Here is a 24,235-nt window from a genome sequence, read left to right on the forward strand (position 1 = left end):
CTCGGCCAGCAACGGGTTGTCCAGCAGGTAGATCTGACCGACCGACAGGTAATTGGCCGCGCGCCAATAAGCGTCGACGTGCGCGAGTGCGTCCATACATCGACAGTTCCTCGGCTGGGGCGTTCAAACCCCGCCACGGCGAACACCTTCACGCCGCGCGGTGCGGGCGTGCACCCGCATACCCGCATACGGGGGCGAGGCGGACACGCGAGGCCGCCGGGTGACCACCCCTTTCGCCGAGCCGCACCGAACCCAGCCACACCACGCAGAGCAACACCACACCACCCCAAATCGCACCACCATCCTCAACAGCACCTCTCGTCCCACTACCGTATTGAGAAGGAATGTACAAAGATCTCCGGATGAGCCGAGAGTGCCGTACGGGTGCCTTCGAGGTGGTTGCGGTTCCCGTTGCCGGGAACGTCGGGAGTGAACGATGAGGTTTGTCGGTTTTCGGGATGGGCGCCAGGTCCGGGTGGGCGTGCTGACCGGCGGCGACCGGGTGGTACCGCTGGCCGAGGCGGGCGAGTTCTACGAGGACCTGCCCGGCTGGACCGCCAGGGCGCGCGAGCTCGTCGGCGGCGAGCGGGAATCGCACGGGCGAGCGCTGGGCGAACTGAGCCTGGCCCCGGCGGTGGCCGGTTCCGCGCGGGTGGTGTGCGTGGGGCTGAACTACCGGGCGCACGCCGCCGAGGGCGGTCTCCCGATCCCGGAGACACCCGCGATCTTCGGGCGCTGGACGGCGTCGCTCGCGGTCGACGGGACGCCGGTCCCGGTGCCGCCGGACGAGCCGGGCCTGGACTGGGAGGTCGAGCTGGTCGCGGTGGTCGGTACGGAGATGCGGTGCGTGGACGAGGAGACCGCGCTCGCGGGGGTGTTCGGCTACGCGACCTTCAACGACCTGAGCGCCCGCCGGGCGCAGCGGCTGACCGCGCAGTGGACGCTCGGCAAGAACTCCGACCACAGCGGGCCGATCGGCCCGGTGGTGACCGCCGACGAGGTGGGTGATCCGGCGGGCGGGCTCCGGCTGGTGACCCGGGTCAACGGCGAGGTCGTCCAGGACGGCGACACCAAGGACATGATCTTTCCGGTCGGGCGGGTGCTGGCGCACCTGAGCCGGACCATGACGCTGCGCCCCGGCGACCTGGTGGCGACCGGCACTCCCGCCGGGGTGGGATACGCGCGCACGCCGGCACGCTTCCTGCGGCCCGGGGACGTGGTCGAGGTGGAGATCGACCGGCTGGGAGCGGTGCGCAACCCGATCGTGGCCTGGCCGGAGAGCTGACCGATGTCGCGAACCTCGCACTTCGATCACTCCCCCCGGGAGCACCCCGGCCACCCGGGAGGCGCCCTCACCCCCGCCGAGGGGGCGTCCGCGAGGCGGGTACCGCGCTCGGGGCTGGAGGAGCGGCCGGGAGACTTCAACGTCACCCTGATCACCTTCGCCGCGATGGCGCTGTACGACGCCCTGGACGGCGAACAGCGGACACGGGCGCTGCTGCCCTTCGACGACGCCGACCGCTCGAACTGGAACTTCCTGCCCGCCTCGGGACGCGCCGGGGTGCCGCTGCGGGACCTGAGCTTCGACCAGGGAATCCTGGCGCACCGGCTGATCGCCCAGTGCTGCTCGGAACGGGCGTACGCGCAGGTGGTGCAGGTGATCTCGCTGGAGCACGTGTTGCGCGAGCTGAACCTGGAGCGGTTCGGGCACGTGGCCAGGGAGTTCCGCAACCCGGGCATGTACTTCCTGACGTTCTTCGGCCAGCCCAACCCCGACTCGGTGTGGGGATGGCGCCTGGTGGGCCACCACCTGTCGCTGAACTTCACGGTCGTCAACCAGGACCACCTGGCGGTGACGCCGTTCCTGCTGGGCTCGGAACCGGCCCGCTTCGGCCCGTACCGGGTGCTGGGCGAGGAGGAGGACCTGGGGTTCGCGTTGCTGCGCTCCCTGGACGACGAGCGGCGGGCGCGGGCGATCATCCACCCGGTGTCTCCGGCGGACTTCGTCACCCGCACGGTGCCGAGGATCGGCGAGGTGGAGCTGCCCGACACGCACGGGGTCGGGCGCCGGGACGCGATGATCACCGAGGCCGACCGGCAGGCCCTGCGCTACATCAGGTCGCACCCGCGCGGGATCGCCGCCGCCGAGCTGACCTCCCGGCAGCGCCGCGCGTTCGACGAGCTGCTGGAGTGCTACCTCGACCGGGCCAGGCCCGGCCAGGTGGCCGCCGAGATGGACCGCGTCCGCGCCGCCGGCGACGGTGACCTGCACTTCGCCTGGGCCGGCGCCGACGACTACGGGCTCGGGCACTACTACCGGATCCAGGGCCCGGTCACGTTGATCGAGTTCGACAACACCGAGGACGACGCCAACCACGCCCACAGCGTGTGGCGCGACCCGGAAAACGACTTCGGCGAGGACCTCCTGATGAGACACCTCATCGAGGAGCACCGCGGTGCCGCGGGGTGAGACGCCGCCCGACGAGAGGAACCCCTGAGTGAAGATCGCCATTGTCGGAGGAGGCCTCGGCGGGCTGGCCACCGCGCTGCTGCTGCGCCAGGCCGGCCTCGAGGCCGTCGTGTACGAGCAGGCCGCCGAGCTGCGCGAGGTCGGCGCGGGAATCGTGGTGGGCCCCAACATGGTCCGCCCCCTGGTGAAGGCCGGGCTCGGCGAGCGGCTGGCCTCCTTCGCCGTACCCCTGGAGACCGCCTGGGAGTTCAGGCGCTGGGAGGACGGCCGGGTGCTGTCCTCCCAGCCGATGGGCGAGGAGTGCCGGCGGCTGTACGGCACCGACTGCTACGTCGCGCACCGGGCCGACCTGCTCGACATGCTGCTGGAGGCGCTGCCCGCGGACGCGGTCAGGACCGACCGGCGGCTGGAGTTGCTGCAACAGGACCGCGAGGAGACCGAGCTGGTCTTCACCGACAGCGGGGGTGTGAAGACGACGGTGCTCGCCGACGTGGTGATCGGCGCGGACGGCATCCACTCGGCCGTACGGCCCATGGTCGTCGACGAGGAGCCGCCGCGCTTCTCCGGCCTGTGCGCCTACCGGTGCCTGGTCGACGCCGAGCGGGCACCGGAGCTGGCGCTGCGCCGGGCGCAGACGCTCTGGCTGGGGCCGGGACGCCACTTCGTCCACTACCCCATCAGGGACAAAAAGCTGATCAACATCGTCGCGATCGTGCCCGCGGGCGAGTGGCGCGTCGAGTCGTGGACGGCCGACGGGCGGATCGAGGACCTGGCGCGCGAGTTCGAGACCTGGGACCCCCGGCTGGGACGGCTGATCGCCGCGGCCACCGAGACCAAGCGCTGGGCCCTGTACGACCGCGCTCCCCTGGAGCACTGGACGTCGGGACGGGTCGCCCTTCTCGGTGACGCCGCGCACTCGATGCTGCCCTTCTTCGGCCAGGGCGCCGCCCAGGCGGTCGAGGACGCGGTGGTCCTCACGAGCTGCCTGCGCGACGCCAGCCGCGAGACGGCGGCGAAGGCGCTGGTCCGCTACGAGGAGATCCGCAGGCCCCGGGCCTCGCGGGTGCAGCTGATGAGCCGGGGCCGCGAGGTGCAGAACCACCTGCCCGACGGTCCCGCCCAGCTGGAGCGCGACGCGGCGCTGGCCGGGGGTGACCCGCTCCGGCAGAGCTCCTGGCTCTACGGCCACGACCCCGAGACCGCCATGGCGGGCTGAACGGCGGGCCGGGCGTCCGAGGCCGCGACGGGCGCCCGGTGCGGCGGGACGATCGGGCGGTGCGGCGGGACCGCCCGGCCGTCGGGCAGCAGCTCACCGGTGTCCTCGAAGAGCACCACCCCGTTGCAGAGCAGGCTCCAGCCCTGCTCGGGGTGGGAGGCGATCGGCCGCGCGGCCTCCCTGCCGGGCGCGTACGCCGGGGGACATGGTGTTTCGTGCGGGCACATGGCGTACCTCACTGATCTGCACTGTCTGGTGGTCTGCCTGGGGGACGGCGTTCCGCCGCCGTCTCCCCCGCAGGATGCGCCGCCGGGGGCGCCCTGTCCCGGTACAAATCCGCACAGGGGCCCCCTACGCGGGAGGCACGCGTCCCGCCGGGCCTCACTCGGTCTTGCGAACCCCTCCCAGGAACCGGTGGGCGATCACCACGAGGGCCAGGAAGAGCCCGCTGACCACCTGCTGGAAGGAGGCGTTGAGGTTGCCGACCTGGTTGATCAGGTTCTGGATCACTCCGAGCAGCAGCGCCCCGGCGATCGTGCCGCCGAGGGCCCCGGCTCCCCCGGTGAGCAGGGTGCCGCCGATGACGACGGCGGCGATCACGTCGAGCTCCAGCCCGATGCCGAGGATCGTCACCCCCGACGACAGCCTGGCCGCGTTGAGCGCCCCGGCCAGTCCCGCCAGCAGCCCCGACATGAGGTAGACGGCGACCTTGGTGCGGACGACCGGCACGCCCATGAGACTGGCGGCGTCCTCGCTCCCGCCGATGGCGTAGACGTTCTGCCCGAATCCGGTGCGCTGCAGCAGGACCATCCCCACGCACAGCAGGACGGCGGCGACGAGCACCGGGTAGCCGACGTTCAGGACGGACCCCTGGCCGAGCAGCGCGAAGGACGGGTCCTCGACCAGGTAGGTCGCCGCGCCCTCGTCGGAGATGGCCAGCATCAGCCCCCGCGCGGCCAGGAGCCCGGCCAGGGTGACGATGAACGGCGCCATCCCGGTCCTGGCGATGACCAGCCCGTGGACCAGGCCGAACAGCCCGGACACCGCGAGCGGCAGGGCGAGCGCCACGAGGAGCCCGTACTGGGAGCCGTACGCCGCCAGCACGCCGCCGAGCACGAAGAGCGACCCCACCGACAGGTCGATGCCGCCGGAGATGATGACGAAGGTCATGCCGATCGCGATGATCGCCAGGAACGAGGAGGACGTGGCGATGTTGCCGACGTTCGCCACCGTGGCGAAGGAGTCGAAGGCCAGCGAGCCGGCGACCGCGAGCACGGCGAGCACGATCAGTGCGCCGTGCCTGCGGAAGATCCTCCCCGCGCGCTCGCGGGGGGCCTCGGTCTCCGCCGGAACCGTGGTGAGGGTCATCGGCGCTCCCTGGCGGCGTAGACGGCGGCGAGAATGATCACGGCCTGGGCCATCTGGGTCCAGGACTGCGGCAGGTTGTGCTTGATCAGTGTGGCCTGGAGCAGCTGCATGAGCAGCGCCCCCATCACCGTTCCCAGCACGCGGACCCGGCCGCCGCTCAACGGGGTGCCCCCCACCACCACGGCGGTGATGGCCGACAGCTCCATGAACAGGCCCAGCGAGGTGGGGTCGCTGGCCTGCAGGCGGGAGCTGGCGAGGATCCCGGCGATCGCGGCGAGCACGCCGGAGATGACGTAGACCAGCAGCAGGATGCGCCTGACCGGGAGCCCGGCCAGCTCGCTGGCCACCCGGTTGCCGCCGACGGCGACCACCTGGCGCCCGAAGGTGCTCTTGCGGACGACGAACAGCACGAGGAGGGTCAGCGCCACCGCCACCAGCACGACGTACGGCACGCCGAGCACCGACTCGCTGCCCAGGGCGGTGAGCGTGGGGTTGCCGATCTCCTTCAGCTGCGGCAGCAGAACGTTGGCCAGCCCGCGTATCCCGACCAGCAGTGCCAGCGTCGCCACGATCGGCTGCACCCCGACCACGGCGACGAGCGTGCCGCCGACGGCTCCGACGGCCGCCCCCGCGAGGATCGCCATGAGCATCGCGGGCCAGGCCCCGTAGCCGAGATAGAGGGCGATCACCGACGCCGACAGCGCCATGACGGAGCCGACCGACAGGTCGATGCCCTCGGTGCCGATGACCAGGGCCATGCCCAGGGAGACCACGACGACGGGGGCGACCTGGAGAAGCTGGGTGCGGAAGTTTCCCACCGCCAGGAAGTTGGGGGTGAAGGCGGCGTTGAACAGGACCAGGACGACGACGGCGACGTAGACGCCGTACCGCTGCAGCCACGACAGCAGCTCCGCCCTGCCGGGCAGCGGGCGGGCGGTGACCGTCACGGCCTTCATCGGGGTACCTCCACCGGCCGGGCGATCATGGACATGATCGCCTCCTCGCTCACCTCGGTGCCGTGCAGCTCGCCCTGGACCGCGCCGTCGCGCAGCACCACGACCCGGTCGCAGCCCTCGACGATCTCCTCCAGGTCGGAGGAGATGAGCAGGACGGCCAGGCCGTCCACGGCCAGCTCGTCGATGAGCATCTGCACCTCGGCCTTGGCGCCGACGTCGACGCCGCGGGTGGGCTCGTCCAGCAGCAGCACCTTGGGGCTCATGGCGAGCCAGCGGGCCAGCAGCACCTTCTGCTGGTTGCCGCCGGACAGCTCGCCGACCGGCTGGCCGGGCCCCGCGGCCTTGATCCGCAGCCGTTTCATGAAGGTCTCCACGATCCTGTCGACGCGGCGGTCGGAGACGATGCCCGCCCGCGAGAGCCGGGGCAGCGCGGCCAGCGCGATGTTCTCCCGCACCGACAGGGTCGGCACGATCCCCTCGGCCTTGCGGTCCTCGGGCAGCAGGCTGATGCCGGCGCGGATCGCCGCGGAGACCGAGCCGGTGCGCAGCGGCACGCCCGCCACGACGACCTCCCCGGACTCCACCTTGAGGGCGCCCGCGATCGCCTTGGCGGTCTCGCTGCGGCCGGCGCCGAGCAGCCCGCCCAGGCCGACGACCTCGCCGGGCCGCAGCGCCAGGGAGACGCCGTCGAGCATGTGCCTGCGGGTGAGGCCGGTCGCGGTGAGCACCGGCGGGTCCTGCTCGTCCTGGGCGTGGGAGCCGCTGAACTTGGTGGCGCCCTCGGCCCGCACCTCCGACAGCTTGCGCCCGAGCATGAGCGAGACCAGGCGCAGGCGCTCCAGCTCGGCCATCCTGCCGGTGTGGACCAGCCTGCCGTCGCGCAGCACGGTGACCCGGTCGCAGATCTGGTAGAGCTCGTCCAGCCGGTGGCTGACGTAGATCACCGAGCGGCCCTGGTCGCGCAGCCCCCTGATCACCTCGAAGAGCCTGCCGACCTCGCGCGGCTCCAGCGAGGAGGTGGGCTCGTCCATGATGACGACCTGGGCGTCCACGGAGACGGCGCGGGCCAGGGCGACCATCTGCTGGGTGCCCATGCCCAGGGAGCCGAGGGGGCGGCGGACGTCGACGTCGACGCCGTACCCCTTGAGGATCTCCCTGGCCCGCTCGTGCACGGCCCCGAAGTCGATGAGCCGGAACCGGCCCCTGGGCTCGCGCCCGAGGAACAGGTTGCGCGCCACGCTCATGGAGGGGACCAGGTTGACCTCCTGGTAGATCGTGGAGATGCCGGCCCGCTGCGCGTCGAGCGGGCTGGAGAAGCTCACCACCTCGTCGCGGTATCTCACCTGGCCCGCGTCGGCCTGGTAGACCCCGGTCAGTACTTTGATCAATGTTGACTTGCCCGCGCCGTTCTCTCCCACCAGGGCGTGCACCTCGCCCCTGCCGAGGGTGAACGACACGTGGTCCAGGGCGCGGACGCCGGGAAAGACCTTCAGTACCCCGGCGGCTTCCAGGACTCGGCCGGTCGTGGCCACAGGGCTCCTCTCCTCAGATCTCCCCGATCTCCCCGAGGGGCCCGGGGCGGCGACGCCCCGGGCCGGGTTCGGTGATCGGGTTCAACGGCCGGATCCGGTGATCGGGATCCGGTCACCGGATTCGATGATCGGGTATGGCGGCCGGATCCGGTGATCGGGATCCACCGGCCGGGTTCGGCCGCCGTACCCGCCGACCGTGCCCGGCGAGCCGGTTCGGTGATCAGTAGGCCTCGGAGAGGGAGCTCTCCGCGTTGGCCTTGTCGTACTCGCGGTCGGAGATGATGACCTTCTCGGGGATCGCCTGGCCGTCGAGGAACTTCTGGGCGGTCTCGAAGGCCAGGGCGCCGAAGCGGGGGTTGGACTCGACCACGGCGACCAGCCAGCCGTCGGCGATGGCCTGGACCGCGCCGCGGGTGCCGTCGATGGAGACGATCTGGACGTCGCCCGGCTTCTTGCCCGCGCCTTTGAGCGCCGTGACGGCGCCCAGCGCCATCTCGTCGTTCTCGGCGTAGATGCCGTCGATGTCGGGGTTGGACTGGATGAGCTGCTCGGTGACCTGCTGGCCCTTCTCGCGGGCGAACTCGCCGGTCTGCTCGAAGGTGATCTCGATGTCGGGCGCCACCTCCTTGATGCGGTCCTTGAAGCCGCTGGTCCGCTCGGTGGTGACGTTGTTGCCCGGCGCGCCGAGCAGGATGGCCACCTTGCCCTTGTTGCCCAGCGCCTTGGCCATCTGGTCGGCGGCGCGCTTGCCCTGCTCGACGAAATCGGAGCCGATGAAGGTCAGGTAGTCCTTGCAGGGGGCGGCGTTGATCTTGCGGTCGATCGTGATGATCGGCACCTTCTTGGCGGCGGCCTGCTGCAGGACCGGCTCCCAGCCGTCGGAGTTGAGCGGGGCGATCACCAGCAGCCGCGCGCCCTGGGCGATGAGCTGCTGGACGTCGCTGATCTGCTTGGAGAACTGCGACTGCGCGTTGGTGACCTTGAGGTCGGCGATGCCGAGTTTGGCGGCCTCATCCTTGATCGACTTCGTCTCGGCGATCCGGAAGGGGTTGGCCTCCTTCTCCGACTGGGAGAAGCCGACGACGGCGGTCTTGAGGTCGAACTTCTGGGCACCGAAGGCGCCGATGGTGCACCCGGCACCCGCGTCGGCGGCCGGTGTCTGGACGACCTGGCCGCCCTGGGTGCTCGAACCACTCGGCGCGGCGGTGGTCTCCTCGCCCTTCGCGCAACCTGACGCGACAAGGACGGCGGCGGCCAGCAGCGCGGCGACTCTTCCCGGACGACTCGTGAGCAGGGTCATGGTGCCCTCCTGGACAGGACGATGGAACGTCGATGCGCTCGATGTTCATCCGACCAGGAAACAAAATCGTAAAGAAATGGACATCAGTAGGTCACGATTGATCGCATCCGATCAAATTCGGTCACCAGGTTGTCGGAACCCCAGCCTTTCCCGATCGTCAGATCCGGGCGACGTGGATCCGGACCCCCCGTGAGGTCAGGTCGTCCAGCACCTCGCGGGGCGCCTCGTCGTCGGTGATCAGATGGGTGATCTCCTCGGTCGGCACGGTCTGCACCATCGTGTCGACCCCGACCTTGGTGTGGTCGATCAGCACGACCACCTCCTCCGCCGCCGCGGCCAGGGCCCGGTCGACGCTCGCGACCTGCATGTTGGGCGTGGACAGGCCCCGCTCCGCGGTCAGCCCGTTGCCCGAGATGAAGGCCCTGCGCACCCGCAGCCCGGCCAGGGAGCGCTCGGCGGCGCTGCCGACCAGGGCGTGGATGGAGCCGCGCAGGGTGCCGCCGGTCATGACCACCTCGACCCGGGGCGAGTCGGTGAGCGCCTGCGCGACCAGCAGGGAGTTGGTCACCACGGCCAGCTCCGTCACCCGGGCCAGGCGCCGCGCGAAGTCCTGGGTGGTGGTGCCCGCGCCGACCACGATCGCGTCGCCGTCCTCGACCAGGGAGACCGCGAGGTCGGCGATGGCCCGCTTCTCCGCGGCGGCCGTCTGCATCTTCTGCGAGTACGTCGGCTCGCGGGACAGCTCGCCGGGGAGCGTGGCACCGCCGTGGTGCCGGTTGAGCAGGCCCTCGGCCTCCAGAGCCCGCAGGTCGCGCCGGACCGTCACCTCCGACGACTGCACCGACTGGGCCAGATCCCGAAGGGAGACCGCGCCGTTGGCGCGTACCAGCTCAAGGATGCGCTGACGGCGCTCCGCGGCGAACACGGGACGACGATACTCCGCCTGGCCCGAACTCTCTCCCCCACTTTTCACGACCGACCCAATCTGCTCCGAATCATGTGATCTGAGCCGATCATAATCGGTCGCTGTACGACAACCTGGGCCGGGAACAGGGTTTCCCCGTTCCCGTACGGGTCCCCCGGCCGGGGACGGCCGTCCCGCGAGCCTGACACGCCCGCCCGGACGGTGACGCTCAGGCGGGGCCCGCCGTCGCGCTCGGGGAGGTCTCGCTCATCTGCCGGCCTCGGCGCGCAGCTCGGCGAGCAGCTCGCCCTGATCGGCGAGCAGCTCGGCCAGGATCGATCGCGCCACGGACATCAGGTCGGCCAGGTCCTGGGTGGACAGGGCGTAGACGACGGTGGCGCCGTCACGGGTGGCGGTCACGACTCCCGCGCGGCGCAGCACGGCGAGCTGCTGGGAAAGGTTGGAGGCCTCGACGTCGATGGCGCTCAGGAGGTCGCGCACCGGCAGGGGCCCGTCCTGGAGAAGCTCCAGGACCTGGACGCGGACCGGATGGCCGATGGTGCGGAAGAATTCGGCCTTGGCCTGGTGCAGCGGCACCGGCATGATCACAAGGCCCCGCCGCCGGGACCGCCACCGGCGTATCGTACGTCGACGCCGTGCCGGTCGGCGATGCGCAGCAGGTTTTCCAGCCGCCCGGTCAGGACCTCGATCGCGTGATCGTCGAAGGCCTGGCGCATGAGCTCCAGCTCGCCGTCGACATCGGCGATGCGTGCCCGTAGCTCCGCCGCGAACTCGCTCATGTCCCCCACCTCCCGTGGATCAGGTCACTCCCCGGCGTCTGGTTTATCGGCACACCGTTCCTCATGATGTGGCAAATTGCATAATTCTTCAAATCATAATGACGTTGGCTATGATGGCGAAGGCCGTTTTCCAACAGGGCCCGCGGCCGGTTCGAGCCCGATCGATGACGGATCGACCGCGAAGCGGGATACTTGGTACGGCTACCGCAGGTTGACCTGCGGCGTCAGAGCGCGCCAGCCGGCGATGCGACAGTGACGAGAGGCCGAGCACGGCCTGCGCGAGGGAGTACAGCCAATGGGACGGGGCCGAGCCAAGGCTAAGCAGACGAAGGTTGCTCGCGAGCTGAAGTACAGCAGCCACAGCATGGATCTTGACCGGTTGCGCAAGGAGCTTGGCACCGGTGACGATCCCGCGCCGGAGAGCGAGGCCGACGACCCCACCGGTGAGCCGACCGGCAGATAGCGCCTCGGAGGGGTCACGCACCCCGCCCGGCCGCGAAGTCGGCGGAGCCACGGCTCCGTGGCCTCGCGGCCCTGGTCGCGTGGCCGTGCACGCGGGGGTCCTCCCCGCGCACCGGCCGACCGGCGAGCGTCCGTCTCGGTGTCCGCCGCACGACGGCGAATTCCGCGCAACATCCGGCAACATCATTGAGGAACCCGCCCGGGGCTGTTTACCGTCACGGTTGTACGTACCGCAGCGCGGCGGTCCGCACTCCCGGTCAGCGCGTCGACGGAGAGCTCTGGCGGGTCCCACTCATCCCATGGTGACCGGCTCACCTTCCCCCGCCGGGCATCCGGGATCTGTCAGATCACACGCCGTGGCCCCGGGACGAATCGCCGGATCGCGCGAGGTCGTGCCTCGCGCGGGCGGAAAGTCTCCCCGGGCCACGGCCACCATCCGCCTCACCCGCGGCCCGTCACGCCCAGGTCCGTCACACCCGGGTCCGTCATGCCCACGGCTCGTCACGCCCACGGCCCGCCTCACCCGCAGTCCGTCACGCCTGCGGTCCGTCACACCCGGGTCCGTCACGCGCCCGGCGGTTCCGGCGCTTTCGGACCCGGACCGCGGCACGGGCCGACACATGTCCTAATCTGTCCGGTTATGCTGGCTGGTCCAATGGACACGACCGGATGGAGTTCCCGTTGACGATCTCCTGGCGGGCGGCCGAGGCCGGCGCGCGGGCCGTGTCCGGCGGCGACGGGCCGCGGCACGCGCGGGCCGGTACCTTCCCGCCGGAGGAACAGTGACGAACCGCTACGGGTCCCAGTTCGGGCCCGACATCACCTTCCTCGGCGTCGAGCGGTGCTCGCTGGACGACCCCGAAAGCTACGCGGGCGCCGACGTCGTGATCGTGGGGGCGCCGTTCGACGGCGGCACCTCGCACCGGCCCGGCGCGCGCTTCGGGCCGCAGGCGATCCGGATGACCGACTACCTGCCGCACGACGGGAGCCGCCCCAGCCTGGCGCTGCGCACCGACGGCCTGCGCGACCTGCGTGTCCTGGACGCGGGCGACGTCGAGATGCCGCCCGGCGACATCCTGACCTCGCTGGCCGCCCTGGAGGCCGCCGTGGAGAAGGTCGCCCGCTCGGGGGCCATCCCGGTGATCCTGGGCGGTGACCACTCGGTCGCCTTCCCCGACGCCAAGGGGGTGGCCAACGTCCTCGGGCACGGCCGGATCTCCATGATCCACTTCGATGCCCACGCGGACACCGGCGACATCGAGTTCGGCTCGCTGTGGGGGCACGGGCAGCCGATGCGCAGGCTCATCGAGTCGGGGGCGCTGCGCGGCGATCGGTTCCTGCAGGTCGGCCTGCGCGGCTACTGGCCACCGCCGGAGACGCTGGACTGGATGGCGGAACGGGCGATGCGCTCGTACGAGATGACCGAGATCGTGCACCGCGGCCTGGAGGAGTGCCTGACCGAGGCCTTCGCCATCGCCGTCGACGAGTGCGACGGCGTCTTCCTGTCCGTCGACATCGACGTGTGCGACCCGGGCCACGCGCCGGGCACGGGCACGCCGGAGCCCGGCGGGATCACCGCGCGCCAGCTCCTGGACTCCGTACGGCGCATCTGCCTGGAGCTGCCGGTCGTCGGCGTCGACGTCGTGGAGGTCAGCCCGCCCTACGACCACGCCGACATCACCGCCGCGCTGGCCAACCGGGTGGTCCTCGAGGCGTTGAGCGCCATCGCCCGGCGGCGGCGCGACGCCCGGGACGGGACCGCGTGGAACCCGCTGCTGCCGCTGCTGGCCGAGCGCCCGGACGGCGGGGCCGGACGTTCCGACCGGCCGGACCGCTGACCCGGCCGCCCGCTTCTGCGGCGGGCGCGGGATCTAGCGGGTTCTCGGGCGATTGCCCCACTTGGGCTTGCGGAACAGGTCGCGGCGCTCCAGCAGGTAGACGAGCTTCGAGGCCGCGGTCCTGACGGCCTCCTCGTGGCGGTGGCGCTTCTGCGGGACGACGGCGCTCCAGCGTTCGAGCAGGAGGGCGATCTCCTCGGCGAGCTCGCCGATCACCCGGTAGCGGGTGCTGAAGGCGTAGAGGTCACCGTGCACCTCGTCCACGAGCTCCTCGTCGACCCGGTGGGCGAGCGGCCTGACCCTCCTGAGGATCCCGGCCTCCATCGCCGGGGTGACCGGTGCCCGCCGGGCGTCGCCCTCGGGCACCATGATGAGGGCGCGGACCCGCGCGACGGCGAGGGCGCGCTCGGCCTGCGGGGTCGCGGGGTGCTCGGCGAGGTCCAGGAGGCGGCGGAGGGTCTCCTGCGTCTTGTCGTCGAACATGGAAAACCCGTTCCGCCTTCGCGTCCCCGTTGTCGCCGGACCGGGAGGGAAGGTCTCGGCGTCGGCACCCGCGCATGTCGCGCACGTGCGATCACATGCTATTCGACCCGATGGGCGGGGAGGCATACCGGTGTGACCCGTGAGCGCGGGGTGAATTTGGATATGCCCGGTGGGTGCGAACGGCCGCTGCTCCGGGTCTCGCGCCCCCGGCCACGCGGGATGCCGAGGGCGTCGTCGCACACCCGGACCGGGGCGGATGACCAGACGATGGTAGGCGCAGCGGGGTCACGTTTCCCGTCTTCCGTCGAATCCGGTATTCGACGGCCTCCTCACTCGGCTTTTTGCACGAATAGCCTCACTTCTCCGTTTTTCTGCGAATACAGTCCAGCTTTGTCGGACGGCGCCCCCTTCGCGGAAGGGTGGAAGAGAGTGAACGGGGTGGCTCACAGCCATGGATCCGATCGGTGACGATCTGCTCAAAACCATCAAGCCCGAGCTCGGGTACCGGGAGGGGTCCGGCCAGCACAGCAAGTTCGGCGAGTGGTACGCGGTCAACGTGGCCCAGGACCCGCAGTACAGGACGGCCCCCTGGTGCGCGATGTTCATCGCCTGGGCCGCCGAGAAGGCGGGCGTGCAGGAGTACGTCGGGCAGTTCGCCTGGACCCCGTCGCAGGCCCGCTGGTTCGAGACCAACGACGCGTGGACGCGGACGCCGGAGCCGGGGGCCCTGGTCTTCTTCGACTGGTCCGGCGGCAAGGACATCAAGGGGATCGACCACGTCGGCGTCGTGGAGAGTGTGAACGGTGGAACGATCCACACCATCGAGGGAAACGTCGACCGGATCTGGCTGAAGCGCAAGACCCGTGACCAGAGCAAGGTCGTCGGCTACGGGCTGCCGCGCAAGGTCAAGGAGAAACTGACGGGCGCCCCGGGCGAGGACGACGCCGCCCCGCAGGCCGCCGGGCGGATCGAGATCCGTCCCGCGCTCGCCCCGGGCGCGACGGTCCCGTCCGACACGCCTGGAACGCTCCCCGTCTCCGTGGAGACCGCCGCGATCGCCGGGCTGCTGGCCTTCATCCTCGGCACGACCTTCGTCCTGTCCCGGCTGCGCCCCCGCGTCTCGGCGGGACGGCACCGCAGGAGGAACGGGCGCCGGGAACGGGCCGACCTGTGGACCGGCGTGACGCGTCCGGTCGTGGAGACGCTCCCCCGCACACAGACGCCCCCGGCCTGGCAGGCGCTCCCCCGGACCGTGGCGCTCCGTCCGGGCGGGCGGGGCCGGCCGGACGCCGCGCCCCGGAGCCGCGAGACGCTCCGCGTGAGCAGGCCGAGCTGGGCGTGCGAGCCGTACCGGGCGGGCCTCGAAAGGCACCCCGACGGCACCGGGATCCCCGGCCGTACCGGCGCCCGGCCCGCCCCCGGGCCGGACCTCGACGGGAAGGCGCCGCGCGGCACGCGCGAGGGCGAGGAGGCCCGCGCCGCGTGACCGTACCGGCTAAATATGACGAGAACAGGACAGAACGGAGATCGTGCCGGGTTGCCTAATAAGGTTAGGCAAAGCTAAGTTGCGGGGGAAGACATTCCCCAGCGAAGGCGGCACGATGACAGCGGGCGGCGAGCAGACCCTGGAGCGCGCGGCGGAGGTTCCGGCCTATCGCGGCCACCGGGTGGAGGTCCTGCGGACGGCGCGGCTCAGCCCGAGCTTCGTCCGGGTCACCTTCGGCGGCGAGGATCTGGCGGGCTTCGCCGACAAGGGTTTCGACCAGCGGATCAAGGTGATCCTCCCGCTTCCCGACGGGAGCATCACCCCCCTGGGCGACGGCGCCGACTGGTACCAGCGGTGGCGGGCGCTCCCCGAGGAGCTGCGCAACCCGATCCGCACCTACACCGCGCGTGCCGTGCGGCCCGAGTTGCGCGAGCTCGACGTCGACTTCGTCCTGCACGGCGAGAGCGGCCCCGCCTCCCGGTGGGCGACCCGCGTCGCCCCCGGTGACCGGGTCGTGGTGGTCGGCCCCAACGCCGCACACCCCGGCCCCACCGGAGGCCAGGAGTGGGCCCCGCCCGCCGGGGCGTCGCACCTGCTGCTGGCCGGGGACGAGACGGCCGTGCCCGCCATCGCCACGATCGTCGAGTCGCTCTCCGGCTCCGTGCGCGCCACCGCGCTGCTGGAGGTCCCCGAGGCCGCCGACGCGCTCCCGCTCGACGTCCGCCCGGGAGTGCGGGTCACCTGGCTGCCCCGCGAGGGAGGCCGCCACGGCGACCTGCTCATCCCGGCCGTACGCGACGTCCTGGGCGCGCTCACCGATGAGCGCGCCGGCGCCGGCGCCGCGGGCCCGCTGGAGGACGTCGACGTCGACGCGGAGATCCTCTGGGAGGTCCCCGAGTCCTCGGCGGGCGACGGCCTGTACGCCTGGCTGGCGGGCGAGGCGGGCATGGTCAAGCTGCTCCGCCGCCACCTGGTGCAGGAGGCGGGCGTCGACCGCTCCTCGGTGGCCTTCATGGGCTACTGGCGGCTGGGACGCTCGGAGAGCGCCTGAGCGGGGTCCCCGGCAGGCACACCGCGCCCGGTGACGCGGCCTCACCGGGCGGTCTTTGCCTCCGGCGGCGGGAAACCTGCCGACTTCTTGGTACGGGACCGAACCGGGCGATCGCCGGAAGAACGTAGCTTGAGGGCGTAAGGTGCCCGGCTCGCGACGGGAGAAGGCCGACATGACAGCAGCGGAGTCCGCTCGTCAGGACCCGGCGGGCGCCCCCGGATACCGGCCCATCGCCGACCACGGGCTGATCGGCGACCTGCACACCGCGGCGCTGGTGGACACGGGCGGCACGATCGTCTGGTACTGCTGCCCGCGTTTCGACGCGCCCAGCGTGTTCGGCTCGATCCTGGACGCGGACCGGGGCGGATCGTTCGAGCTGGGCACGGACGCCCCGGCGACGACCAGGCAGTTCTACTTCCCCGACACCAACGTGCTGATCACCCGTTTCTCCTCCGCCGACGGGGTGGGCGAGGTCCAGGACTTCATGCCGATCGTCGGCGACACACGCGACGGCGCCCGGCACCGGCTGATCCGGCGGGTGAAGTGCGTCCGCGGGTCACTGCCGTTCCGGGCGCGGGTGGCTCCGCGGTTCGACTACGCCAGGCAGCCCCACGTCCTGAGCATGCGCCGGGGCCGGGCGGTCTTCAAGTCGCCGTCGCTGTCCCTGACCCTGTCGTCCAGCACCACCCTGGAGGCGGACGGCCAGGACGTGCGCTCGGAGTTCAAGCTCAACGAGGGCGAGTGCGCGGTGTTCGCCCTCGACAGGTTCGGCGACGACGTGGCGCTGCGCTCGTGCCCGATCGAGGAGGCCGAGGAGGAGTTCGCCGCGACCGTCGCGTACTGGCGCCGCTGGCTGTCCTCGTCGAAGTACCGGGGCCGGTGGCGGGAGATGGTCCACAGGTCCGCGCTGACGCTGAAGCTCCTCACGTACGCGCCGACCGGCGGGATCGTGGCCGCCGTGACGACCAGCCTGCCCGAGCAGGTCGGCGGGGAGCGCAACTGGGACTACCGGTACGTGTGGATCCGCGACTCGGCGTTCTGCGTGTACGCGCTGCTGCGGCTGGGCTTCGGCGAGGAGGCCGAGGCGTTCATGGGCTTCTTGTCCCGGCACGTCAGCCGCGAAGACGGCTGCACCTCCGGCCCCCTGCAGATCATGTACGGCATCGACGGGCGCATCGAACTGCCCGAGATCGAGCTGCCCCACCTTGAGGGCTACCGGGGATCGGCCCCGGTGCGCGTCGGGAACGCCGCCGTGGACCAGCTCCAGCTGGACATCTACGGCGCTCTCCTCGACTCCGTTTACCTCTACGACAAGTGGCACCGGCCGATCTCCAGCGGCCTGTGGGACGACGTCCACATCCTGGTGGACTGGGTCTGCGACAACTGGGACCAGCCCGACGAGGGCGTGTGGGAGACGCGCGGCGGGCGCAAGGACTTCGTCTACTCGCGGCTGATGTGCTGGGTGGCGATCGAACGGGCCATGCGGATGGCCGCCCACCGCGGGCTGCCCGCCGACACTCCGCGCTGGCAGCTGGCCCGCGACGCGATCTACCGCCAGATCATGCGGCGCGGCTGGTCGGAGGAGCTGCAGGCGTTCGTCCAGCACTTCGACGACGACGTCCTCGACTCCTCGGTGCTGATGATGCCGATGGCGAAGTTCATCTCCCCCACCGACCCGAAGTGGCTGTCGACCCTCGACGCGCTCGGCGCGAACCTGGTGTCCGACTCGCTGGTCTACCGCTACGACCCCGCGGTCAGCCCGGACGGGCTGCGCGGGGACGAGGGCACGTTCTCGATCTGCTCGTTCTGGTACGTCGAGGGTCTCACCCGGGCCGGGCGCCTGGACGAGGCGCGGCTGGCGTTCGAGAAGATGCTCACCTACGCCAACCACCTCGGCCTGTACGCCGAGGAGATCGGGCAGACCGGCGAGCAGCTCGGCAACTTCCCGCAGGCCTTCACCCACCTCGCGCTGATCAGCGCCGCGTTCAACCTCGACCAAGCCCTGGGCTGACGCCCGTGCTGGCGCGAGGGCCCCGGACGGCAGGCCGTCCGGGGCCGTGGAAGGAGCCGGAACCGGTGGGTCAGGCGCCGTCCTCCAGGTCTCCCTCGGCCTTGAGGTAGACCTCCTGGAGGTCGCGCAGGATGGCGGGGTCGGGGTGCTCCCACATGCCCCGGTTGGCCGCCTCCAGCAACCGCTCGGCGATCCCGTGCAGCGCCCATGGGTTGGACCGGGCCATGAAGGCCTGGTTCTCCGGGTCCAGCACGTAGGTCGCGGCCAGCTTGTCGTACATCCAGTCGGCGACGACGCCGGTGGTGGCGTCGTAGCCGAACAGGTAGTCGACGGTGGCGGCCAGCTCGAAGGCGCCCTTGTAGCCGTGCCTGCGCATGGCGGCCAGCCAGCGGGGGTTGACCACCCTGGCGCGGAAGATCCTGGACGTCTCCTCGGAGAGCGTCCGGGTGCGGACCGCGTCCGGCCTGGTGCTGTCGCCGATGTAGGCGGCCGGGGCCTTCCCGGTGAGCGCCCGCACGGTGGCGATCATGCCGCCGTGGTACTGGAAGTAGTCGTCGGAGTCGGCGATGTCGTGCTCGCGGGTGTCGACGTTCTTGGCCGCCACGGCGATCCTGCGGTAGGCCGTCTCCATGTCCTGCCTGGCGGGAACCCCGTCGACGCCCCGGCCGTAGGCGAAGCCGCCCCAGACCGCGTACACCTCGGCCAGGTCGGCGTCGTCGCGCCAGTTGCGGCTGTCGATCAGCGGCAGCAGCCCGGCCCCGTAAGCTCCCGGCCGGGAGCCGAAGATCCGCATGGTGGCCCTGCGCTCGTCGCCGTGCTCGGCCTGGTCGGCCAGCACGTGCGCCCGCACGTAGTTGAGCTCCTCGGGCTCCTCCAGCCCGGCCGCCAGCCGTACGGCGTCGTCCAGCATGGCCACGACGTGCGGGAAGGCGTCGCGGAAGAAACCGCTGATCCTGATGGTGACGTCCACGCGCGGGCGGCCCAGCTCGGCGGCGGGGATGGGCTCCAGGCCGGTGACGCGGCGCGAGGCCTCGTCCCAGACCGGCCGCACGCCGAGCAGCGCCAGCACCTCGGCGACGTCGTCCCCGGCGGTGCGCATGGCGCTGGTCCCCCAGACCGACAGCCCGACCGAACGCGGCCAGTCACCGGTGTCGGCGCGGTAGCGCTCCAGCAGGGAGTCGGCCATCGCCTGGCCGGTCTCCCACGCCAGCCTGCTCGGCACGGCCTTGGGATCGACCGAGTAGAAGTTGCGTCCGGTGGGGAGCACGTTGATCAGCCCGCGCAGCGGAGACCCGCTCGGCCCCGCCGGGACGTAGCCGCCGTCGAGGGCGTGCAGGATCGCGTCGATCTCGTCGGTGGTGCGCGCCAGCCTGGGCACGACCTCGACGGCGGCGAACCGCAGGATGCGCTCCACCGTCTCCAGGTCAGCGCCGACGGCGCCGCGCGCACCGGCCGGGGCGTCCGGTCCGGTGTCCCCGGCCCGGGGCTCCGCCCGGCCCAGGACCTCGGCGGTCACCTCCCCGGCCGCCGACGGGTCCCAGCCGCGGTGCTCCATGGCCTCGACCAGGGCACGGGCCAGGGTCTCGGCCTCGTCGACGCCGATCCGTCCCGCGCTGCCGTCCTCGGCCAGGCCCAGGGCCTCGCGCAGCCCGACGAGCGCCTCGCTGCCCGCCCACATCTGCCGGGCGCGGAGCATGGCCAGCACCAGGTCGACGCGCGGCTGCCCCTCGGGAGCGACTCCCAGCACGTGCAGGCCGTCGCGGATCTGGACGTCCTTGACCTCGCACAGCCAGCCGTCGATGTGCAGCAGGAAGTCGTCGAACTCGGCGTCGTGGGGGCGGTCGGCGACGCCGAGGTCGTGGTCGAGCCTGGCGGCCTGGATGAGCGTCCAGATCTGGGCGCGGATCGCGGGCAGCTTGGCCGGGTCCATCGCCGCGATGGAGGCGTGCTCGTCGAGGAGCTGCTCCAGCCTGGCCATGTCCCCGTAGCTGTCGGCGCGGGCCATCGGCGGGACGAGGTGGTCGACCAGGGTGGCGTGGGCACGGCGCTTGGCCTGGGTGCCCTCGCCGGGGTCGTTGACGAGGAACGGGTAGATGAGCGGCAGGTCGCCGAGCGCGGCGTCCGGGCCGCAGGAGGCCGACAGGCCCGCGGACTTGCCGGGCAGCCACTCCAGGTTGCCGTGCTTGCCCACGTGGACCACGGCGTGCGCGCCGAAGCCGTCGGCCAGCCAGCGGTAGGCGGCCAGGTAGTGGTGGCTGGGCGGCAGGTCGGGGTCGTGGTAGATCGCGATGGGGTTCTCGCCGAAGCCGCGCGGCGGCTGCACCATGACCACCACGTTGCCGGAGCGCAGCGCGGCCAGCACGATCTCGCCCTCCGGGTCGCGCGACCTGTCCACGAACAGCTCGCCGGGCGCCGGGCCCCAGTGCTCCTCCATCCGCGTGCGCAGGTCCGCCGGGAGGGTGGCGTACCACTCGGCGTACCGGCCCGCCGCGATGCGCACCGGGTTTCCGGCGAGCTGCTCCTCGGTGAGCCAGTCCTGGTCCTGCCCGCCCGCGGCGATCAGCGCGTGGATGAGCGCGTCGCCGTCCTGCCCGGTCACCCCGGGCAGCTCGCCCTCGGCGCCGATGTCGTAGCCGCGCTCGCGGAGCGCGGCCAGCAGCCGCACCAGGCTGGCCGGGGTGTCCAGGCCGACGGCGTTGCCGATGCGGGCGTGCTTGGTGGGGTAGGCCGACAGCATCAGCACCAGCCGCCGCTCGGCGGGCGGGATGTGCCGCAGCGCGGCGTGGCGCACGGCGATGCCCGCCACGCGCGAGGCCCGCTCGGGGTCGGCCACGTAGACGGTCAGCCCGTCCTCGTCGATCTCCTTGAAGGAGAACGGCACCGTGATGATCCGCCCGTCGAACTCGGGGATCGCGACCTGGGTGGCGGCGTCCAGCGGGGACAGGCCGTCGTCGTTGTCCTCCCAGGAGGCCCGGCTGCTCGTCAGGCACAGGCCCTGCAGGATCGGCACGTCCAGCTCGGCGAGCGCGCCGACGTCCCAGGCCTCGTCGTCCCCGCCCGCCGACGCGGTCGCCGGGCGGGTGCCTCCCGCGGCGAGTACGGTCACCACCAGGGCGTCCACCGTGCGCAGGACCTCCACCAGGCCGGGCTCGGCGGTGCGCAGGGAGGCGCAGTACACCGGCAGTGCCCGCGCGCCCGCGTCCTCGATCGCCGAGCAGAGCGCCTCGACGAAGGCGGTGTTCCCCGCCACGTGGTGGGCCCGGTAGTAGAGCACCCCGACGACGGGCCCGTCCTGGTCGCGCGCCTCGCGCTCCAGCGTCCCCCACGTGGGGGTGGGCTCGGGCGCGGCGAACCCGTGGCCGGTGAGCAGCAGCGTGTCGGACAGGAAGTGGTGCAGCTCGGTCAGGTTGGCCGGGCCGCCGTGGGCGAGGTAGGCGTGCGCCTCGGCGCAGACCCCGCCCGGCACGGTGGACAGCTCCATCAGCTCGGCGTCCGGCGCCTGCTCGCCGCCGAGGACGACGACGGGCCTGGGCCCGGCGAGCAGGGCGTCCAGGCCCTCCTCCCAGGCGCGGCGCCCGCCGAGCAGGCGGACCACGACCAGGTCGGCGCCCTCCAGCAGTGGCGGGAGGTCGGCGGCGGCGAGCCTGGCGGGGTTGCCGAGCCGGTAGTCGGCGCCGCTCGCGCGAGCGCTCAGCAGGTCGGTGTCGGAGGTCGAGAGCAGGAGGATCACACGCCACACTCCAGGAGAGGCAGGGCGGTACGGCCCAGGGGTGCCACGGCGTGGCGGGGGAACGGCGATGCCACGGCGTAGCGGGAAAACGGCGATGCCACGGCATGGCGGGGGAACGGCGAAAAGCGCACGGAGCTTCCTCCCTCGGGGTCCTCGCCCCGGGTCGTCGTCGGCCGCGACGGCTGGAGTCTCCTGGCTCCCGGATCGGTGCTCACCCCGGCCTTCCCGTCCGTCGTCGGACAGTGGCCCGGGTGGGGTTCGCTCCCCGGTTACAGTGGCGGGACCGCGCCGGAATCACACCGGCTTCCTCCCTTTGCCGTCGCCACCGATGACACTACGGCAGTCCGGTTCGTTGCAAGAAACTGGCGTTAACATCCTCTGAGTGTTCATTGCCGACTTTTCCGGACGATCGCGACTCGACGCGTGCCCCGGGGCGCTTCAGGTCCATGCCGCCGCGGACGGCGGCCTGGCCCGCGTCCGCGTGCCCGGAGGCCGTCTGACCCCCTTCCAGCTGCGCGAGCTCGCCGACGCCGCCTCCGCGTACGGCGGCGGCGTCATCGAGCTGACCTCCCGCGCGAACGTCCAGGTACGCGGCCTCGGCCCGGAGAGTCCTGACAGCGGTACGGGGAGCGGATTCGCCGCGCGGATGGCGGAGGCGGGCCTGCTGCCCTCGGCGACGCACGAGCGGGTACGCAACATCCTCGCCTCCCCGCTGACCGGGCTGGACGGGCTGACCGGGCTGGACGTCGCGGGCGGCACGGGCGGCACGGGCCGTACGAACCACGCGGGCGGCGGGATCGCCGACGTCACCCCGCTGATCGGCGAGCTGGACCGGCGGCTGTGCGCCCGGCCCGCCCTCGCCGCCCTGCCCGGACGGTTCATGTTCGCCCTCGACGACGGCCGGGGGGACGTGGCCGGTCTGGGGGCGGACGCCGGGATCCTGCCGACGGGACCGGACGAGGCCGCGCTGATCCTCGCCGGGACCGACAGCGGGCTGCGCGTCCCACTGGGCGGAGCCGTGACCGCCCTGCTCGCCGCCGCCGAGGCGTTCCTCGACGAGCTGTCCACCCGGGACGTCACCGCGTGGCGGATCTCCGAACTTCCCGACGGCCCCTCCCTGATCGCCGTCCGCGTGCGAACCGCCCTGGGGATCTCCGGTACGGCGCCCTTCGAACCGGTGAGACCGCGAGCGGCGACCCTCGGGCCGGTCGGGGTCGTCGGGAGCGCGGACGTGACCGGAGTCGGAGCCGGGATCGAGGGAAACCCCGGAGGCGGCGGCAGGGGTGGCACCGGGGGCGGAGACGCGCGGGTCGCGCTCGGGGTGGCGGTCCCGCTGGGGCGGCTGACCTCCGCGTCGGCACGACTGCTCGCGGACGCCGCCTCGGGCGGGGAGATCCGGCTCACGCCGTGGCGGGGCGTGGTCCTGCCCGGCCTGGACGGCGCCGAGGTCGCGGGCACCGCCGCCCGGCTGGAGGCCGCCGGGCTGATCGTCGACCCCGGCTCCCCGTGGATCGGCGTGACGGCCTGCACCGGCCGCCCAGGCTGCGCCAAGTCCCTGGCCGACGTCCAGGCCGACGCGGCCACCGCCATCGGCATGGCCCAGCCGTCCGCCGCCCCGCCGTCCGGTGGCAGACCGCCCAGGGGCGAGCCGCCCGAGGACAGGTCGTCCAAGAGCGAGCCGTCCAAAGGTGAGCCGCCCGAGGTCAGGTCGTCCAGGGGTGAGCCGTCCAAGGACAGGTCGTTCAGGAGCGAGCCGTCCGAGGGGGGACCGCCTGTGGCCCCGCCGTCCGCGATCGGGCCGGGCACCGATACGCTCCCCGTGCACTGGGCGGGCTGCGCCAGGCGCTGCGGTCGCCCGAGAGGCCGGGTCGCGGACGTGGTCGCCACCGGCGACGGCTACCGCCTGGAACTGGACGGCACCGGCCTGACCTGCTCCGGCATCGAGGAGACCGCGGCCGCGGTGGCGGCCGCCAGAGGGGAACTGTGATCGACTACGTCCGCGACGGCGCGGAGATCTACCGCCGCTCCTTCGCCACCATCCGCGCGGAAGCCGACCTGGACGGCCTGCCCGCCGACGTCGCCCGGGTCGCGGTCCGCATGATCCACGCCTGCGGGATGGTCGACCTGGTGGGCGATCTGCGCTGGTCGCCCGGTGTCGTGGCCTCGGCGCGCGAGGCGCTCCGCGCGGGCGCGCCGGTGCTCTGCGACGCCATGATGGTCGCCTCCGGGGTGACCCGGCGCCGCCTGCCCGCGGGTAACGAGGTGGTCTGCACCCTCGGTGACCCCCGGGTGCCGGAACTCGCCGCGGAGCTGGGCACCACCCGCAGCGCCGCCGCGCTGGAGCTGTGGCGCGACAGGCTCCAGGGCTCGGTGGTCGCGATCGGCAACGCGCCGACCGCGCTGTTCCGGCTGCTGGAGATGGTCGAGGAGGGCGCGGGCCGCCCGGCCGCCGTGATCGGCGTCCCGGTCGGCTTCATCGGCGCCGCCGAGTCCAAGGAGGCCCTCGCCGAACACCCGGCGAACCTGGAGTACCTGGTCGTGAACGGACGCCGGGGCGGAAGCGCGATGACCGCCGCCGCGGTCAACGCGATGGCGAGCGAGGAAGAGTGAGCGACGACGTGACCGCAC

General features: G+C 72.2%; 21 protein-coding genes and 1 riboswitch. Of the genes, 10 read left to right on the top strand and 11 right to left on the bottom strand.

Going from position 1 to position 24,235, the window contains the following annotated elements:
- Positions 1–96, bottom strand: a 96-nt coding sequence (locus ACSDR0_RS32190; RefSeq protein WP_435292752.1) for a hypothetical protein, incomplete at its 3' end; no start/stop codon positions are given.
- A 340-nt stretch (positions 97–436) separates the two neighbouring features.
- On the opposite strand from ACSDR0_RS32190, the gene ACSDR0_RS32195 reads away from it, so the two are divergent.
- The 3 genes from ACSDR0_RS32195 to ACSDR0_RS32205 are packed head-to-tail and all read left to right on the top strand — an operon-like array spanning position 437 to position 3,686.
- Positions 437–1,285 carry a fumarylacetoacetate hydrolase family protein gene (locus ACSDR0_RS32195; RefSeq protein ID WP_435292677.1) on the top strand — a complete coding sequence of 283 codons (849 nt, stop codon included), beginning with the start codon at positions 437–439 and terminating at the stop codon, positions 1,283–1,285.
- A gap of 3 nt (positions 1,286–1,288) precedes the next feature.
- Positions 1,289–2,470 (top strand): DUF3500 domain-containing protein, encoded by a 1,182-nt coding sequence (locus ACSDR0_RS32200; protein WP_435292678.1) that lies wholly within the window; start codon positions 1,289–1,291, stop codon positions 2,468–2,470.
- Between the two features lie 28 nt (positions 2,471–2,498).
- A complete protein-coding gene (locus tag ACSDR0_RS32205) occupies positions 2,499–3,686 on the top strand; it encodes an FAD-dependent monooxygenase (RefSeq protein ID WP_435292679.1) in 1,188 nt (395 codons plus the stop codon).
- Here the strand turns inward: ACSDR0_RS32205 and ACSDR0_RS32210 are convergent.
- From ACSDR0_RS32210 to ACSDR0_RS32245, 8 genes are all read right to left on the bottom strand, one after another.
- Positions 3,650–3,913: a DUF5999 family protein gene (locus tag ACSDR0_RS32210; RefSeq protein WP_435292753.1), complete on the bottom strand. Its 264-nt coding sequence runs from the start codon at positions 3,911–3,913 to the stop codon at positions 3,650–3,652. The two genes, ACSDR0_RS32205 and ACSDR0_RS32210, sit on opposite strands and share 37 nt — an antisense overlap.
- Before the next feature lie 154 nt (positions 3,914–4,067).
- The gene (locus tag ACSDR0_RS32215; RefSeq protein WP_435292680.1) at positions 4,068–5,054 is read right to left on the bottom strand and encodes an ABC transporter permease; all 987 of its coding nucleotides are present in this window, start codon (positions 5,052–5,054) and stop codon (positions 4,068–4,070) included.
- Positions 5,051–6,010 (bottom strand): ABC transporter permease, encoded by a 960-nt coding sequence (locus tag ACSDR0_RS32220; RefSeq protein ID WP_435292681.1) that lies wholly within the window; start codon positions 6,008–6,010, stop codon positions 5,051–5,053. The genes ACSDR0_RS32215 and ACSDR0_RS32220 overlap by 4 nt, the downstream gene beginning before the upstream one ends.
- Positions 6,007–7,542, bottom strand: coding sequence for a sugar ABC transporter ATP-binding protein (locus tag ACSDR0_RS32225; RefSeq protein ID WP_435292682.1), 1,536 nt, complete (start codon positions 7,540–7,542; stop codon positions 6,007–6,009). The genes ACSDR0_RS32220 and ACSDR0_RS32225 overlap by 4 nt, the downstream gene beginning before the upstream one ends.
- A 220-nt stretch (positions 7,543–7,762) precedes the next feature.
- Positions 7,763–8,842: an ABC transporter substrate-binding protein gene (locus ACSDR0_RS32230; protein ID WP_435292683.1), complete on the bottom strand. Its 1,080-nt coding sequence runs from the start codon at positions 8,840–8,842 to the stop codon at positions 7,763–7,765.
- A gap of 157 nt (positions 8,843–8,999) precedes the next feature.
- Positions 9,000–9,767: a DeoR/GlpR family DNA-binding transcription regulator gene (locus ACSDR0_RS32235; protein WP_435292684.1), complete on the bottom strand. Its 768-nt coding sequence runs from the start codon at positions 9,765–9,767 to the stop codon at positions 9,000–9,002.
- A 246-nt stretch (positions 9,768–10,013) separates the two neighbouring features.
- Positions 10,014–10,349, bottom strand: coding sequence for an ArsR/SmtB family transcription factor (locus ACSDR0_RS32240; RefSeq protein ID WP_435292685.1), 336 nt, complete (start codon positions 10,347–10,349; stop codon positions 10,014–10,016).
- Positions 10,350–10,351: 2 nt separating this feature from the next.
- Positions 10,352–10,546 carry a hypothetical protein gene (locus tag ACSDR0_RS32245; RefSeq protein WP_435292686.1) on the bottom strand — a complete coding sequence of 65 codons (195 nt, stop codon included), beginning with the start codon at positions 10,544–10,546 and terminating at the stop codon, positions 10,352–10,354.
- A gap of 295 nt (positions 10,547–10,841) precedes the next feature.
- Here ACSDR0_RS32245 and ACSDR0_RS32250 point away from each other — a divergent pair, with 295 nt between their 5' ends.
- Positions 10,842–11,009 (top strand): DUF3073 domain-containing protein, encoded by a 168-nt coding sequence (locus tag ACSDR0_RS32250; protein ID WP_435292687.1) that lies wholly within the window; start codon positions 10,842–10,844, stop codon positions 11,007–11,009.
- Positions 11,010–11,790: 781 nt separating this feature from the next.
- On the top strand, positions 11,791–12,846 hold the full coding sequence (speB, locus tag ACSDR0_RS32255; protein WP_435292688.1) for an agmatinase: 1,056 nt from the start codon (positions 11,791–11,793) through the stop codon (positions 12,844–12,846).
- 33 nt (positions 12,847–12,879) lie between these two features.
- Here the strand turns inward: speB and ACSDR0_RS32260 are convergent, their stop codons facing one another.
- Positions 12,880–13,329, bottom strand: coding sequence for a hypothetical protein (locus tag ACSDR0_RS32260; protein ID WP_435292689.1), 450 nt, complete (start codon positions 13,327–13,329; stop codon positions 12,880–12,882).
- Between the two features lie 451 nt (positions 13,330–13,780).
- Here ACSDR0_RS32260 and ACSDR0_RS32265 point away from each other — a divergent pair, with 451 nt between their 5' ends.
- The 3 genes from ACSDR0_RS32265 to ACSDR0_RS32275 all read left to right on the top strand — a co-directional run bounded on the left by ACSDR0_RS32265 (position 13,781) and on the right by ACSDR0_RS32275 (position 17,877).
- Positions 13,781–14,815, top strand: a complete 1,035-nt coding sequence (locus ACSDR0_RS32265; RefSeq protein WP_435292690.1) for a CHAP domain-containing protein — start codon at positions 13,781–13,783, stop codon at positions 14,813–14,815.
- Positions 14,816–14,930: 115 nt separating this feature from the next.
- Entirely contained in the window at positions 14,931–15,866 is a 936-nt protein-coding gene (locus ACSDR0_RS32270) for a siderophore-interacting protein (protein WP_435292691.1), read from the top strand.
- Positions 15,867–16,038: 172 nt separating this feature from the next.
- Positions 16,039–17,877 (top strand): glycoside hydrolase family 15 protein, encoded by a 1,839-nt coding sequence (locus ACSDR0_RS32275; protein ID WP_435292692.1) that lies wholly within the window; start codon positions 16,039–16,041, stop codon positions 17,875–17,877.
- Positions 17,878–17,947: 70 nt separating this feature from the next.
- On the opposite strand, the gene cobN is transcribed toward ACSDR0_RS32275, so the two are convergent.
- Positions 17,948–21,607 carry a cobaltochelatase subunit CobN gene (cobN, locus tag ACSDR0_RS32280; protein ID WP_435292693.1) on the bottom strand — a complete coding sequence of 1,220 codons (3,660 nt, stop codon included), beginning with the start codon at positions 21,605–21,607 and terminating at the stop codon, positions 17,948–17,950.
- A gap of 163 nt (positions 21,608–21,770) precedes the next feature.
- Positions 21,771–21,943, bottom strand: a riboswitch (cobalamin riboswitch).
- Positions 21,944–21,989: 46 nt separating this feature from the next.
- Between cobN and ACSDR0_RS32285 the strand changes: the two genes are divergently transcribed.
- Entirely contained in the window at positions 21,990–23,594 is a 1,605-nt protein-coding gene (locus ACSDR0_RS32285; RefSeq protein ID WP_435292694.1) for a precorrin-3B synthase, read from the top strand.
- Positions 23,591–24,217 (top strand): precorrin-8X methylmutase, encoded by a 627-nt coding sequence (locus tag ACSDR0_RS32290; protein ID WP_435292695.1) that lies wholly within the window; start codon positions 23,591–23,593, stop codon positions 24,215–24,217. The genes ACSDR0_RS32285 and ACSDR0_RS32290 overlap by 4 nt, the downstream gene beginning before the upstream one ends.
- The last annotated feature ends 18 nt before the right edge of the window (positions 24,218–24,235 follow it).

Source organism: Streptosporangium sp. G11 (assembly GCF_051192615.1).
GTDB lineage: Bacteria > Actinomycetota > Actinomycetes > Streptosporangiales > Streptosporangiaceae > Streptosporangium.